This is a genomic window from Helicobacter sp. 12S02634-8, assembly GCF_002272865.1.
Taxonomy (GTDB): Bacteria; Campylobacterota; Campylobacteria; order Campylobacterales; family Helicobacteraceae; genus Helicobacter_J.
Genome location: NZ_MLAP01000004.1, coordinates 23,164 through 39,115, shown reverse-complemented (window position 1 = coordinate 39,115; position 15,952 = coordinate 23,164). Strand labels below are relative to the sequence as shown.

Sequence of the window (15,952 nt, the reverse complement as noted above, 5' to 3'; positions counted from 1 at the left end):
GTTTTATATCCATAGATTATCGATCAATCGGGTCTTGCCGACTTTTGCTGCGACTAAGACAATCGTGCCATCTTTTTGGATTGTATCTAAAGGGCTTAGATGGTGGTCACAGATAGCAAAATACTCAATATCTAGCCCCTGGAGCATTTGCTTGCCTATGGCTAAAAGAGCTGCGCTTTGTGTTTGCCCTTCTTGGATTTTTTGTTTGATGGCTTCTAGTGTGGCAGGGATTTTTAGGGCTATTTGCCTTTCTTGGGGGCTTAAGTAGATATTCCGAGAGCTCAAAGCCAGTCCGTCTGTGTCCCTTTGGGTGGGGCAGGGGATAATTTGGACAGGCAAGAATAGGTCATGAGAGAGTCTTTGGATCAATAATAGCTGTTGTGCGTCTTTTTGACCAAAATATGCCCGATTGGGGGCGATGAGATGGAGGAGTTTTAAGACAATCGTGAGCACACCACTGAAATGCCCCTCACGGATAAAGCCCTCAAATACATAGCCTAAGTTTTTGGGTGGGGCGAGCGTGATTGTATCGCTATGGGGATACATTTGTGCGATCGTGGGAGCAAAGACTGCATCGACACCATTTGTGCTACAAAGAAAGAGGTCTTTTTGCAAATCTCTGGGGTATTGATTGAAATCTTCTTTGGGGCCAAACTGCGTAGGATTGACAAAAATAGAAACAATGGTATGGGTATTTTGGGCTTTGGACTTTTGTATCAAGCTCAAATGCCCTGCATGCAAAGCCCCCATAGTCGGCACAAGCCCGATACTATCTTCTGGCTTGAGAGTGGTTTTATAGTCGTGGAGTGCTTGGATTGTGTCAATGAGTTGGGTTTTCATTTTCCATTTCCTGAATTGTTTGGAGGATTTTTGCGACAAGCACAGCAGGTTGTGGGGCGTGATAGATAGGTCTGCCAATAACGATAAAATCAGCTAAAGCCTGTTTTGCCCCCATAAGATCGCTCACGCGCTTTTGGTCATCACTGCTAGGCTCAAAGGGGCGTATGGCTGGTGTGAGTGTGAGGAAAGTTGGGTTTGTGCTGGCTTTGATTGCAAGACTTTCATACACAGAGCATACAGCCCCATCGATACCACTTTCATAGCCCAATCTTGCTAAAAAAGGGGCGTGTGTGTCTAGGGGGGCATTGTAAATGGGCTCAAAGCTAACGTTTTCAAAACTTGTCAATGCACTCACGCCCATCACAAGGGGGCGTTGTGCGAGTTTGTCTAATCGTTCCATCACACTCTGCATAGCTATTTTCCCACTGCTTGTATGCAAGGTGAGCATATCAGCACCTACTTGTGCACATTCAAAGGCTGCATCAGCCATTGTGTTGGGAATATCATAGAGTTTGAGATCTAAGAATATTTTAAAATCAGGGTTGAGCTTTTTAGCCTTTTCTAAAAGCCCCACACCATCGCGGATATAAGACCTAAGACCGATTTTTATCCACACATCAAAGTCTTTCACTTCTTGGAGTAAAGATAGATTTTTTGACTGACTCTCTAGGTCTAAAGCAATGCAAAGCTGCATTTATTTCCTCTTTCTTTTTTGGTATAAAATATAAGCTAAGGCTATTATGACTACAACAATCAATGTAGAAAAGACAATCAAATGCAAAGAGGTCTTGATACTTTTCTCATCGTTGTTTAGGGATTTAGCTGTAAAAGTTTCGATGATATTTTGAGTGCTGATATCTGTCCCCAACCACACGCCGATATAATAACCAAAGATACTTAAAATCCCCACCCAAATCCCAGCCCCTAGCGCACTATAAAAGCAGAATTTTACCAATCCCATTTTTGCTAGCCCAGCAGGCAAGGAGATATATTGACGCACACCAGGGATAAGCCTGCCTAAAAAGGTGCTGATTTCGCCGTGTTTTTTGAAGTAATTTTCCATTTTTAGCATTGATTTTTCGGTGAAAAGAAAATATTTGCCATAGGTCAAAATGATACCTCTGCCAAATTTCCAAGCGATATAATAATTAAACAAAGCCCCGCAAAGACTCCCTAAAATCCCAAACAAAATAGCGATATAGATATTCATTTGCCCTTGATATGCCAAGTAGCCAGCAGGTATCATCACCACCTCAGAGGGGAAAGGGAAAAAGCTTGACTCCAAAAACATCATAATAAAAATCCCAAAATATCCCAGACTTCCCACACCATCGATAATAAAAGTGATGATTTCTGACAAGCTTATCCTTTTAGACTAAAAGATTTTAGGCACAGAGGGTGCAGTTACAAGTTTGGTATTATATGCTATTACTTTGGTATAATTCAAGACTTTTTATACATTTAGACAAAAGGTGCAAGTTTTGAGAGAGTTATTTGAGGGTGCGCTGAAATTCCAAGAAGATGATTTTATGAAATACAAAGAGCTTTATGAGAGCTTGCAAGCCTATCAAGCACCCCATACGCTTTTTATCACTTGTGTGGATTCTCGGGTTGTGCCTAATCTTATCACCAATACCTTGCCAGGGGATTTGTTTGTTGTCAGAAATATGGGTAATATTATCCCCCCATACAGAGAAAATCCAAATATGATGCGTGCGGGCTATTTGGCGACTACAGCTTCTATCGAATATGCACTCAATATCTTAAAAATCAAAAATATCATCATCTGCGGGCATAGCAATTGTGGTGCGTGCAGTGCTATCTATGAGCCCAGCGAGCAGCTAGAAAATGCACCTTATGTCAAAAAATGGATTGAGCTTTTAGACCCTGTGAAAAAAAAGGTCGCAGCCTTAAAACCATCGAGTAAGTCTAGGCAGATTTGGCTTACAGAACAGATCAATATCGAACACCAGCTTGAAAATCTGATGACTTATCCTTTTGTCGAGGAGTCATTTGATCGTGGTGAGTTGCATATTTATGGTTGGTATTATATTATCGAAACAGGTGAGATACTTAACTATAATATGATCACTCGTGAATTCAAACCCATCAATAAAGAGAAAAAACAATGAAAAAGACTATACTTTTGAGCGGCCCTTGTGTGATAGAAAGTTATGAAAATTTGCATATGATAGCTACAAAACTCAAAGCTCTCCACGCCCACCCTGCGATTGACTTTTATTTCAAAGCAAGCTTTGATAAGGCCAATCGCACAAGCCTTGAGAGCTATCGAGGGCCAGGCCTAGAAGAGGGGATGGAAATGCTTGGGGCTATCAAAAAAGAGTTTGGCTATAAAATCATCACCGATATCCACGAGAGCTTCCAAGCAGACACGATAGCCAAAGTGGCTGATATTATCCAGATTCCAGCGTTTTTGTGCCGACAGACAGATCTCATCGTTGCTGTGGCAAAGACAGATAAGATTGTCAATATCAAAAAGGGGCAGTTCATGAACCCTGCTGATATGCAGTATTCTGTGCTTAAAGCCATCAAGACAAGGGGAGGGACACAGGCAAGCTATGAGCAAGCAGAAAAATATGGTGTTTGGCTCTGTGAGAGGGGGGCTAGCTTTGGTTATGGGAATCTTGTTGTGGATATGCGTAGCTTGGTAATCATGCGCGCATTTGCCCCCGTGATTTTTGATGCGACCCATAGCGTGCAAATGCCCGGAGGTGGTGGGGGCAAGAGCAGCGGGGATAGTTCTTTTGTCCCCTATTTAGCGCGGGGGGCAGCAGCTGTTGGAGTCGATGGGTTTTTTATGGAAACGCACCCCGATCCTAAAAACGCCCTCAGTGATGGACCTAATATGGTGCCTACAGACAAGCTCGCAGGGCTGATTGATCAAATTTTAGCAATACAAGGAGTTTTGAAATGAATACCATAGAAGGCAAAATCGCACTCGGAGGTGATGAAAAAATCGCAATCATTGCCTCTCGATTCAATCACATCATTACCGATCGACTCATAGAGGGGGCTAAGGACAGCTTTTTGCGCCATAATGGCGATGAGAAAAAGTTGGATTTGATTTTAGTGCCGGGGGCTTATGAACTGCCTTTTGCGCTCGATCGGGCTTTGGCTTTGGGGCGTTATAATGGTGTGTGCACTTTGGGGGCTATTATCCGCGGAGGGACACCACATTTTGATTATGTCAGCGCTGAAGCGACCAAGGGGATTGCAAATACCACGCTCAAATATACCACGCCTGTAAGCTTTGGTGTTTTGACTACAGATAGTATCGAACAAGCTATTGAGAGGGCAGGGAGCAAGGCAGGGAACAAGGGCTTTGAAGCGATGAATACACTCATTGAGCTCATCAATCTCTATAAAAAGCTAGTCTGATATGGCAACAAGGACACAGGCCAGAGAGGCTATCATAGGGCTGTTGTATGCCTATGATAGTGGCAATACAGAAATCAAGAGCTTTGCTAAAAGTATCTTAGAAGAAAAAAAGATCAAAAACAAGCAGCAAGAGTTTGCATTGGGGCTTTTTGATGGGGTATTGGATCATCTCAAAGCACTTGATGATGCCCTCAAGGAGCATTTAAAAGACTGGGATTTTGAGCGATTGGGGGGTATGGAAAGGGCAATTTTGCGTTTGGGTGCGTATGAGATCTTATACACAGCTACAGACGCCCCTGTGATTATCAATGAAGCTGTAGAGCTTGGCAAAGCATATGGCGGGGATAATGCACCTAAATTTATCAATGGAGTTTTAGACGCACTCTCAAAAATCCCTAAAATCCCAAATAGCTATTCTAAATTCTCTAAAAACTCTCTCCAAGGCTAAAATTAGAGGTCACAAATAGGGCTATGAAGATTAGGGGTTATAGAAAACTTTATAGAAGAATATAAAAGGCTCTGCATGGGGCTATAAAATTAGAGGCTATGCTCTTTTGTGCCAAAGTAAGCTCACCAATATCCCCAGCACGCCCAAAAATCCTAGATAATATCCCACCCACATTGGTGCATGCGCAAATAGGCTCACGACAAAAATCGGCGCTAATCCCCCAAAGACTGCATAAGCGAGGTTATAGGAAAAAGAGATACCACTAAAACGCACATTAGGAGGGAAGATTGAAACCATCACAAGTGGTGTGAAATTCATCACGCCCGCAAAAAGTCCTGCGATAATATACCAGCTAAAAACAGCTACCACGCTCCCTTGATGGCTCAAGAGATAGAGATAGACAACACAAGAGATACTAAATCCCACCGAAAAGATAAAAAGCATTTTCCTAAGCCCCAAAAGATCGCTCAAAGTCCCTGAAAGCACACAACCGATTGCGACAGCAAAGATTGCAAACATTTGAGCGAGGATAATATGAGTTTGGGGGACTTGGAGAGTTTGGGTCATGAAGTTTGGTATCAAGAGGAGCAGCACGATAATGCAGCCTGTGAGTATCCAAGTGAGGATAGCAGAGATAAAAATAGCTGTTTTGTTTTTGTAAAATACTTGTTTGATGGGGAGTTTGACTAAGGCATTAGAGGCTTTCATTTCCTTGAAAATGGGCGTTTCTTTGAGATAAGATCTCAAAAAAATTGAAATCACACCAAACACGCCCCCTAAGATGAAAGGCCCCCGCCAAGCAAAGGCAGTGATTTGTGCGGGTGTGAAGAAAAGATTGATAAAAAATGCGACAATAGACCCTAGCAAAATCCCTCCGACCACGCAGCCTGTGAGTATCCCAATGGCAAAGCCTAGATGTTTTTTGGGAACATGCTCGCTGATAAAGACCCACGCCCCAGGCAGCTCCCCACCGATGGCAATCCCTTGCAAGATACGCACTAAGAGCAAGATGATGGGTGCTAGATAGCCAATGCTTTCATAAGTAGGCAAGATCCCCACAACAAAAGTCGGGATCACCATCAGCAAAATCGAGAGCATGAACATATTTTTGCGGCCATTTCTATCCCCAAAATGCGCCATGATCACCCCGCCTAAAGGCCGTGCAAAATAGCCTGCTGCAAATGTGCCATAGGTATTGAGGGTGCTCCAAAATGGATCGAGTGAGGCAGGGAAAAATAAATGCGCAATCACAGAGGCAAAAAAGATAAAAATAATAAAATCATAAAATTCTAATGTCCCTCCAAGCGAAGAGAGCGCTAGGGTCTTGATATCTTGCTTGCGTAATGTTTTAGGTGTGCGCGTGTGGGATATTTGAGATGTTGGTGCATCAGGGCATTTGGTGCTAGAATCCATTTGTTGCCTTTGAAAATTGATATAAATTTGTTTGCAAAACCATCAAAAGATTGGTGAGAGATTTGGTGTGCTTAATGGGTCAGAACACATAGCGCATTCCGATATTGCCACTGATATTGATGTCTTTATAGACAATCCCTGCTTTAGCCCCTAAGCCTAGATTGACATAGAGTCTTTTAGACATACCCATCTCTCCTCCTGCCATCAAAGAAGCGTATGTATTGAGTTGATCGCCTTTTTTATAGCTCAAGGTGTTGTTGCCTATGAATCGGACTTCTTGATCGCCTTTGGAGGTGAGGAATATGTCTTTATTGACTCCAGCGATGAAATACCAATACGATAGATTGTTGAAATATTGGCGCGTTTCGATGGCGAGATTGAGGGTGACATTTTGCTTTTGATCGGGGTCAGCCTCTATGGCTAAATCCCTATTTTGGGGGTTGGCTACTTGACCGAGTATCTTAGTAGCAGCGATATAGTAGTAGCTCAGTCCGATTTGGGGTTTGAGGATAATGGATTTGTTGTTGATAGCAAAGAGATAGCCATAATTGACATTGAGATTGGTCGTATAGGTGTAGTAGCTGTAGCTTTGGTTGATATTATTTAAAATCAGATCTTGTGAGCTGATAGCTTCTTTGTTGAATCCCGTCGTTTGGCTTACAGATAGGTCAAATTCTGCATTATCGAGATAAGCTCTAGAATAGAGCCCTGCATTGACATTATAAGAGTGGTTGCGGATAATATCTCCTGTGTATTGCCCTTGTGCATAAGCTACATAGCCCCCGATAATGACATTACCAATGAGTCGATCATAGCCTGCGTTGATACCATAAAGCGTGCTGTTCCCCCCTTGCACAAAGCTCGCAGTCCCAATGGCTGTAGCCCAAATATTGTTTTTGTATGTATTTCTGTTGGCATATTTATAGAGCATTGCTGTTGGCGAGCTTGTATCAGCAAAGCGCTTGTTTTCTAAACCTCGGAGCATATCTGCAAAGCTTGGTGTATTTGCCCTCGTGTTAGAGAGCTTGACAAGGCGATTGGTGCGACTGACATCTGTAGCAAGCCTAGTCGCTGCTGTGGAGTTGTTTTTGCGATTGACTGAGGAGAGCTGCCCCATCGTGCTATCAAGCTGCTTGCCAATACGGATAAAATAATCCAAATTATTGCTAAGCACCCGATCTTTTGCCCATAGACCATTGTGTTTGTCTATCATCAGCACTTGGAGCCAATCCATCACGCTATTGCCTGTGTTTTCAATGTCTTGGAGCCAGTTTTGCCCCCCTCTTTTGTAAAACCAATAACGGATATCATTGGGGTCATAGGGGTTTGTGGCATCAGATTCATTGATAGTAAAGGCAATTTCTTTGTCATTGACAACTTTTTCTACGCCTTTAGCCGCAGAGCCATCGCTGTTGATTAGGGCGATCCGATCGGCCATTTCATTATAAAGCCCCTCGGCTTTGGTTTTATCACTCGATACAATTTCATTGCCTTCTTTATTTTTATAGTAATAAGTGATTGTCCCTCCTGCTTTGAAAAGGGTGTATTTTTGATTGAGTTTGAGGCCTTTGACATCGCTGATTTTAATGAGCGGGGTGGCAATCCCTGTGTCTGATGTTTTGTTGTCGTTGAAGTAAAATGAAGCATTGCCTGTGATATTGATAGTTTGTATGGCACTGCCATTGGGTGTGATATCCATCAAGCCATATTTGTTGGTGAAATTGCCCTTGATTGTCAAGTCAGTCTGCCCGCCATAGTGCATTACAGAGCCCTCGTTGAGCGTGAGGTTATTAAACATCACGCCATGAACCCCTCCATCAAAGGTGATTTGCGGGGAGTAGGGGAGATTGAGAGTTTTACCGATATATACATCATTGATTTTGCTCGCATCCAAGAAGCTCCAAGACCCGACATTGAGCGTATCAATCGTGAGGCTAGTCCCTCCACCACTGAATTTTAGCCCCGATTGGTCTGTGCCACTTGTCCCTTGGGCTAGCGTGAGCGTGCCGATGGTAGAGGTCCCAATGTTTGTGGTGAATTCAGAGTAATAGTTGTTGATAGAAAAGCCATTGCCTTTGCCGATAGTGAGCGTGCCGATATCGAAATCTTTCATCTTGATACCAGCGTTTTTATCTACACCATTGGGTCTGGCAGCCCACGCACTCATCGCACCGATAGTGATTTTTCCTGTAACACCGCTCAAATCCAATCCGACTTCATCGCTTACAGAGCTGTTGGCATAGAGATGGATCGTGCCTTTGTAATCAAAGCTTGAGCCGATGGCTTTTAGGCTAGAGTGGTTTTTGACATAGATAGTCGCGTTTTTATCATCGCCTACAATCTTGCCTAATGTGCCATCAGTCGTTTTGGCCTGTAAGTCCAAATGCCCGCTGATAAGCGCTCCATCGCCCAGATTGATTGTGCCCCCTAGGTAGATATTATCTGCTTGGAGCACCATTGTGGATTTAGCGTTGTAAGGCCCGATATTAATCACCCCACTGCTCCCGCCGATATCTTGGTCTTTGCCTAAAGCAAAGTCGCTGCCCTTTGCGTCGATAGTAAAGACAGCTGTGGTCGTGCCGTAGTTGTTGTAATCAAGGTTTTTGAGATAATAGACAATGTTTTCATCTTGATTGCTGATAGCGTTGTGGTATTTTTGGGCTTGGAGTTTGAGAGTATAGCTTTTAGCAAGACCACTCGCCCCGGGTATCCCGCCCATCGAGCCAAAGGCTGCTGCGCCACTACCGATACCAAAGACCCAAGTCCCTGGCTTGATAAAGGGCGCTGCGTCTGTGTAGTGCTTGCCTGTGTTGTATTTGAATCCAATGCTTTTATTGTCATCACTGATCCAATAATCGACCCCGATAGCGCTCCCATCTGTAGAGGTAAAAAACATTCTTTGATTGAGCTCGGCTTTATAAGTTGCGTATTGCTCTTGTGTTGAATTATAAGAGGTTGTGCCATCTTTGAATAAAATACCATTTTTTGTTGTGAGGAGATTATAAGTATTCCCCACGCTCAAGCCCGCTAGGTCGAGCTTGACATTGATGGTGGCTTTTGGGATTTTGATATCGCCTGTGAGTTTGGTGTAGCCCTCAGTTTCTGCTTTAGTCTTGCTGAAATGCCCTGTGTCATCAGTGGCGATTTTTTCTCCCTTAGCATTGATAAACTGGAGGTAATAGTTTGTGCTTTGCCCGTTATTGGTTTGAGTGATGTAGTAATGCCCTTTGTCATCGTGCTGGATTTTTGATAGATCGATTTGGCTTCTCTCAAGGGTGATAGTCTTGCCATTAGCGTCTTTAGAAGTAGCTTCAAAGGTCGCATAATATGGGTTTATGGGGTTGTCTGCAGTGCTTCCTTTGGTAAAAACGAGTGGGATACCATTAGCGTCTTTATAGGTATCTGTCTTGCCACTTGAAATTTTAGTCATATCAAAAGTAAAAGACCCATCAAGCACATTGATAAGAGTTTGGGCGTTTTTGCTTGGGTCAGCCCCTAGGGTGATATTGAGCTGGCCTTGGTTGGTAAAGTCGCCATTATGGATTTGCAGATAACTCCCATCAGCGATATTGAGATCGCCCTGGTTGGTGTATGTGCTCCCTTTGCTTAAAAACACATTGGCGTTGTTTTTGATTGTGATGTCTTTTGTGATGAGGTTATTGGCATAGATTTGGGAGTTATCGAAGTTGATATGGTCGATAGTTGTCGTTCCACTCATACCCCCGTGATCGCTTGCAGCATAGAGTTTAGAGCCATTTTTCATATCCAAGGTAGCAGCGTGGAAAGTCTGACCACTTTTGAGCCAAAGCTCAGCTTGATTATCCAAAGAGATCGTGCCACTTGAGGTGGTATTATCTGCGTAGAGATAGGTCGCTCCTGAGCTGAAAGTGCCGTTATTGAGGGCAAGGCTTTTAGCTTTGATGGTGGAGTAGTTGGATTCTAGGGTGGTGATGGTAAGTTGATTGATTTTAGAAGCGTCTAAAATCGCCCATTTATCGGTCTTGAGCGTTTTGACACTCAAGGAATCCCCCCCTCCTCTGAACTCTAAAATACTATTATCGGCATTGCTTGTGCCATTATCAGCGACATAGAGAGTATCGATCGTGCTTTTGCCGATATTGCTATAAAACACCGAGCGCGAAGCCCCTTTATGGGCTGTGAGCGTGGTGATATTGAAATTACCCCCATAGACACTTGCAGTTGTCATTTTGAGGTCGTGGATAGTGGTTTGTCCTGTGACTCCAGAAACATTAAGGGTCGAATTACCCCCTGCAGTCAAGATACCTCTAAGCTCTATTGTCCCCCCAAAATTAAAAGAACTTGCGCTCACACTGAAAGTGCCTAAATTCCCTACATAAATGTTAGAGGTGGTATCAGTGACTTTGAGGTCGATATTTTTTGCTGTGATACTCCCTGTGTTGGCGCTAAATTTTGCAATATCAACGGAGGATTTTTGTTTGCTTTCTAGTGTGAGTGAGCCGCCTTGATTCAAGCTGACATTGACTTGAGTGAAAGTGATCTGATCCCCTGAGATAGAAAAGTTGCTGCTACCTGAGTTGTCATTGATGAGAGTGGTGTTTTTAAACGAGATTTTTTGAGTGGCTTCAAAGCGAGCCGATGAGTTTTGAGCCCCAGCATTGATCATTCGTATGGTTGCCCCATCAAGCGTGATATTATTTGTGGCTTTGAAATTGAAAGCCGCCCCACCCCCTGTTTTCCAAGCATTTCCTGATTCGAGTGTGCCTGTGATATAGATATCTTTGGCATTGAAATTTGCTATGATATAGCCAGTATACCCAAGACTCCCAAAACGCACAACACCATTGCTTGCAGATTGACTATTGTTGCCAAAGATGAGTGTTCCATTGTTGTAGCTTTGCGTAAAAGAGGTTTTTCCCGTCCAACCACCACCATACCAAGTCTGTGTATTTTTGACATAAAAGTCACCCGAAGATGTATTTGATTTATTGCTTAAGTTATATACATCGCTAGTGATATCACTCGCATTGATATCAATGGGCATAATTGTCGTAGCAAGAATTGCAGAAAACAAAAAGTATGTTTTGATCCTTGATAGATTCCTTGCCATCACTGCTTCTTTTGCCCTTTTATGGTGTTTGTTGTTTATGCAACTAAAATTATAACATAATTGCCTAATATATCATAAAATCCCAAATGAAAGATTGTATCCCATCAACCCAAGCAACTGGGGGCTTACCCCCTCTCCTTAATCGTTGCCCTCGCTCTTTATAGCCCCTTTGCTCTCATCTTTGAGAGCCCGTTGCTCCCTCGCTCTTGTCTCCATCACACACCTCACACGCCTCTTGTTTTTGCCTTTTCTTTGTCTTTCTTTGTCTTTCTCTTGCTTGCCCTGTGATTGTGTTATTGGGACTGGTGGGTATTTTGATAGCGATTGAGAACATCTTGGCGCGGATAGACAAAAACGGTTTTTCTTTGGATACGAATTTTGTCGGGCTCATCTGTAGCAAAGGCCTCAATTGTGATTGGAATCGTCACATCTTTGTCTGCATTATCCCCCAAGGGCTTTTTAGCACGCAATATCACAACTTCTTTGATTTTATTCCCCGCACTCAAAGGGATATCACTTTTGGGTCTGATGATTTCTATGTTGGGATTGTCCTTGATGAGGAAGCCATAGCGATGGTTTGCTTTGTCTGTGTTTTGGAACAAAAACACATAGTCATTATCCACTGCGTGCATACCTCTGATTTCATAGAGTTCTGTGGTGCGCGCGATGTTTAAGAGCATTTGCTCTTTCTTGCCCCCGATGATTAAAAGCAGGGCAAAGACAAGGGCTAGCACGACGATATAGCCGATTGTTTTGAACCTAAAATAACGGACTTTGTTTTTTGTCTTGATGGCATTAGGGGAGCTCCAGCTAATCAAAGAGGGCTTGCCGAGATTGCCCATCACGGTTGTGCAGGCATCGACGCACTCTAAGCAGTTGATACATTCAAGCTGCATGCCTTTGCGGATATCGATATGCGTGGGGCAGACACGGACGCATTTTTCGCAGTTGATACATTCAGCTTGTGTATCTCGCTTTTGAGGTGGGAGGGGGATTTTCTCTCCTTGTGGGGCATACACAGCCCCTCCTCGCCCCTCATCATAAATCGCCATGATCGTATCATCATCATAGAGCACAGACTGCACCCGCGCATAAGGGCACATATAAATACAGAAATTCTCTGCTAGCACGACAATATCAAAAATCAGCACAAGTGCAATGATGAGCCAAAAGCCTAGCAAGACCATATGGTCTAAGGGCGAAGCTAGATAAGAGAAGAAATCTTCAGGAGGAACAAAATAAAACAAAAACACAGCTGAAGCCATAAAAGCGATGACACTAAAGAGCAAAATACCAATCAGTTTTTTGACATCATTGCTCCATATGCTAAAATCGGGCTTTTGCTGCTTGTTGGAGATTTTTCTGCGGAGTTTGAGGATCATAGTTTCGATGAGATCTCGATGGATCACACGAAAAATTGTCTGCGGACAGCCCCAACCACACCATATGCGCCCTCCGATTGTGGTCATAAAAAATATCCCTACAAATAAAATAATGAGCAAAAAGGGCATTAAATATAGCTCTTGAACATTGAAAACAATTCCAACTAGATGGAGTTCCATATGGTCAAATGAGAGCAAGAATATATGGTTGCCATTGATTTTGATAAAGGGCAGACCGATGGCAATGAGTGTGATGAGTGCATAAATGACATAACGTTTTTTGCGATAAAAAATACCATTTTTGAGTGGATCCATAGGTTATCCTTTCATTGCGTGTTTGGTGTTGTTGTGAGTTATGTGATCGGTTTGTTTCGTAATCATTGTATAACTTTTATCTTAAAATGAAAATTATTTTCTCAATATATATGGTTTCATACTAAATATAGAAGTGAGAGAAAAAATAGAAAAAGAGCTTTTGGATTGAAAAATAAGCTTTGACAAAATAAAAATCAAATGCTTTCTTTTCAAAAAAGGGGTTTATCCACCCCTAACCCCTCCTTAGCCCCGAAAAAACTCTTTTTTTCGGCAAACAAGGAGGGGAAGCTCGCAACCTCCTTGCTAGCAAAAAGCCAGCGACTACACTTCTGTAGTCTTTTCTCTGTCTTTTTGCACCACGCAAGGGCGAGCGAATATAGCTATCCAAGCCTTTTTGTATTTGCCTTTGCGTGCAGTGGGTGGGGGTAGGTTTTAGGAAGGGGGAGGGCGACGCTTCGCTAAGTAGAACCCTCCCCCTCCTAAGAAAAGAAAACCTTTGTATTTTGCCTTTTTGTATTTGCATTTCTGCCTTTAAGCGTGGCAGGGGTAAGGGGGAGTTTGAGGGGGAATTTTGACCCAATGATGGGAGGAAATTTTATAAATACCCCATTAAATCCGATATACTTCCAAGATTCAAATCCCAAAGGAGAAACAATGAAAAAAATGGCGTTGGCTGTAATGATGAGTGGTGCGAGCTTGTTTGGTATCGGTCTGGGGAACTATCAGATTACCCCTGAAATCGGTGCAAATCTGAGCTATCAGAACAATGATAATCGATTCACCTATGGGGGCTATGCGCGCGTATGGTTGGGTGTATCTCGCGTGGTTTTTGCTCCACAATTCAAATATGATGTGGCTTCAAGCGTAGGCAAATCTGATAAAAGCTCTTATAGCAATACGCAGTGGGGTGGGCTTGTGGGCTTTGAGATCCCTATCCTCCCACTCACGCCCTACATTGGTGCGAGCTATTCACACTTCAGCAATATCGGCTTACACGACACAGCTTCCTTTAACTATGGTATCAAAATCGATGTGCCTTTGATTCCATTTTTGACTATCGGTATTGATGGGACTTACCAAAAGCCCAAAATATTTGGCAGTAATGGTGCGCGTTTTGAGTTCAATCGTATCGGTGCGACCATTGGTTTGGCTTTTTAGTCTTTATCTGGCTTGAGTGTCATCTTTTAGATACACAAAAGCTAGAAAATACAAACAAAATGAGCTAAAATGCAGCAATTTATCAAACTGCTAGAGCAGCACAATGAACTTCGTGTCATTGATATGCCTTTAGATATTTATTTAGAAATCCCCCATCTAGCATACCTAGAAGCCAAAAAGCCCCACGGGGGCAAGGCGCTGCTTTTCACCAAACCTATCGATCAAAAATCTGGTAAAACATTTGATATCCCTGTGTTGATGAATATTTTTGGCTCATACACTCGCTTAGAGCTCATCACACAAAAGCCCATCTCTGATATTGCCAACCATATCAAACAACTGATACATTTCACCCCACCAAAGGGGATTTTAGGGGCATTTACCCAACTCAAAGACCTCTTTTTCTTACGCCACATATTCCCTAAAACTATCCGCTCTAAAGCCCCATCTCAGATGTGTGTCTATCAAGGTCAGGCAGTCAATCTCTATGATTTGCCGATTTTGACAACTTGGGAAAAAGATGGTGGGCCTTTCATCACGATGGGGCAGGTCTATACCCAAAGCCTAGATGGCAAGAAAAAAAACCTCGGTATGTATCGCTTGCAAGTCTATGACAAAAACCACTTAGGCTTGCACTGGCAGATACATAAAGACGCTAACCATTTTTTCCACGAATACAAAAAAGCGGGCAAAAAAATGCCTGTGAGTATCGGCATAGGTGGCGATCCTCTTTATACTTGGTGTGGGCAAGCTCCCTTGCCTTATGGGATCTATGAGCTCATGCTCTATGGCTTCATCAGAGGGCAAAGACCTAAGCTTGCTCGATGTCTGAGTAATCCACTGTCCTTGCCTTATGATTGTGATATCACCATAGAGGGCTGGGTAGATCCCGATAAAATGGTGCTTGAGGGGCCATTTGGCGATCATACGGGCTTTTATACACCGATTGAGCCTTATCCTGTGCTAGAAGTGAGTGCGATCACACACCAAAAATCCCCTATCTACCTTGCTACAGTCGTAGGCAAGCCTCCTTTGGAGGATAAATATATGGGGTATTTGACTGAGCGCGTTTTCTTACCGCTTTTGCAGACAAGCGCCCAAGGGCTGTTGGATTATTATATGCCTGAAAATGGCGTGTTTCATAATCTGATATTAGCAAAGATTGCGCCCCAATACCCTGCCCACGCCAAGCAGATGATGCATAGTTTTTGGGGTGTGGGACAGATGAGCTTTGTCAAGCATATTATTTTTGTTGATGATAAAGCGCCTGAGCTTACAGATACCACAGCAATCACTGAATACATACTCAATCGTTTCTGTGTCCAAAATCTCACCATCACAGAGGGGATTTGCGACGCGCTCGATCACTCCTCGCCCTCTTATGGGCTTGGAGGGAAGCTAGGGCTTGATGCGACACAAGAAAGCATAGAAAAAGATTTTGAGCTCTATAGCGATGGGGAGCTTTTGCAAAAAATCAAGCCCCTAATGCAAGAAGCCACTATCCTCAAGCAATACTATACCCATACCCAAAATCCCATCTGTATCATAGGGGTAGAAAAGTCAGATCGGAGCATAATGCGTGCGTGTCAAGCGCTTGCTTTGCTGGAGAATTCTCTTGCGATTGTTGTGTTTGTTGATGCGAGTAAAAATGATTTGAATAATCCTTATATGCTGCTTTGGAGAATCACAAACAATATCGACGCCCAGCGCGATTTGCATATACACAAAAACACACTTTTTATCGACGCGACAGATAAAAACAGCCTTGATGGCTACCACAGAGAGTGGCCCCTAGAAACAGACTGCTCGATAGCTGTGATAGAAACGCTCAAGCAAAAGGGGCTTTTAGAGGGCGTGAGTGCGGGCTTTTTGAAGAGATTCCATATCTGCACATCACCTAGGACTTAA

The 15,952-nt window shown here is 43.1% G+C and carries 12 protein-coding genes; 6 read left to right on the top strand and 6 right to left on the bottom strand.

The window, feature by feature from the left end; translation table 11 throughout:
• Positions 1 to 3: 3 nt before the first annotated feature.
• The 3 genes from panC to BKH46_RS03415 are packed head-to-tail and all read right to left on the bottom strand — an operon-like array spanning position 4 to position 2,200.
• Positions 4 to 840, bottom strand: coding sequence for a pantoate--beta-alanine ligase (gene panC / locus BKH46_RS03425; RefSeq protein ID WP_095225440.1), 837 nt, complete (start codon positions 838 to 840; stop codon positions 4 to 6).
• Positions 821 to 1,534 (bottom strand): orotidine-5'-phosphate decarboxylase, encoded by a 714-nt coding sequence (pyrF, locus tag BKH46_RS03420; protein WP_095225439.1) that lies wholly within the window; start codon positions 1,532 to 1,534, stop codon positions 821 to 823. Before pyrF ends, panC begins: the two co-directional genes overlap by 20 nt.
• Positions 1,535 to 2,200 carry a DedA family protein gene (locus tag BKH46_RS03415; protein ID WP_253248287.1) on the bottom strand — a complete coding sequence of 222 codons (666 nt, stop codon included), beginning with the start codon at positions 2,198 to 2,200 and terminating at the stop codon, positions 1,535 to 1,537.
• Between the two features lie 121 nt (positions 2,201 to 2,321).
• On the opposite strand from BKH46_RS03415, the gene BKH46_RS03410 reads away from it, so the two are divergent.
• From BKH46_RS03410 to nusB, 4 genes are read left to right on the top strand one after another with little or no spacing between them, the layout of a single operon-like run.
• Entirely contained in the window at positions 2,322 to 2,972 is a 651-nt protein-coding gene (locus BKH46_RS03410; RefSeq protein WP_095225438.1) for a carbonic anhydrase, read from the top strand.
• Complete coding sequence (gene kdsA / locus BKH46_RS03405) at positions 2,969 to 3,775, top strand: 3-deoxy-8-phosphooctulonate synthase (protein WP_095225437.1); 807 nt, start codon at positions 2,969 to 2,971, stop codon at positions 3,773 to 3,775. The genes BKH46_RS03410 and kdsA overlap by 4 nt, the downstream gene beginning before the upstream one ends.
• On the top strand, positions 3,772 to 4,239 hold the full coding sequence (gene ribH / locus BKH46_RS03400; RefSeq protein WP_095225436.1) for a 6,7-dimethyl-8-ribityllumazine synthase: 468 nt from the start codon (positions 3,772 to 3,774) through the stop codon (positions 4,237 to 4,239). Before kdsA ends, ribH begins: the two co-directional genes overlap by 4 nt.
• A 1-nt stretch (position 4,240) precedes the next feature.
• Positions 4,241 to 4,687: a transcription antitermination factor NusB gene (nusB, locus tag BKH46_RS03395; RefSeq protein WP_095225435.1), complete on the top strand. Its 447-nt coding sequence runs from the start codon at positions 4,241 to 4,243 to the stop codon at positions 4,685 to 4,687.
• Positions 4,688 to 4,783: 96 nt separating this feature from the next.
• Here nusB and BKH46_RS03390 read toward each other — a convergent pair whose 3' ends face one another.
• The 3 genes from BKH46_RS03390 to ccoG form a co-directional block, all read right to left on the bottom strand.
• Positions 4,784 to 6,100, bottom strand: coding sequence for an MFS transporter (locus BKH46_RS03390; protein ID WP_095225434.1), 1,317 nt, complete (start codon positions 6,098 to 6,100; stop codon positions 4,784 to 4,786).
• Between the two features lie 79 nt (positions 6,101 to 6,179).
• Positions 6,180 to 11,189, bottom strand: coding sequence for a vacuolating cyotoxin family protein (locus tag BKH46_RS03385; RefSeq protein ID WP_095225433.1), 5,010 nt, complete (start codon positions 11,187 to 11,189; stop codon positions 6,180 to 6,182).
• A 293-nt stretch (positions 11,190 to 11,482) separates the two neighbouring features.
• Positions 11,483 to 12,886 (bottom strand): cytochrome c oxidase accessory protein CcoG, encoded by a 1,404-nt coding sequence (gene ccoG / locus BKH46_RS03380; protein WP_095225432.1) that lies wholly within the window; start codon positions 12,884 to 12,886, stop codon positions 11,483 to 11,485.
• 654 nt (positions 12,887 to 13,540) lie between these two features.
• Here ccoG and BKH46_RS03370 point away from each other — a divergent pair.
• Entirely contained in the window at positions 13,541 to 14,044 is a 504-nt protein-coding gene (locus BKH46_RS03370) for a hypothetical protein (protein ID WP_095225430.1), read from the top strand.
• A 69-nt stretch (positions 14,045 to 14,113) separates the two neighbouring features.
• Complete coding sequence (locus BKH46_RS03365; RefSeq protein ID WP_095225429.1) at positions 14,114 to 15,952, top strand: menaquinone biosynthesis decarboxylase; 1,839 nt, start codon at positions 14,114 to 14,116, stop codon at positions 15,950 to 15,952.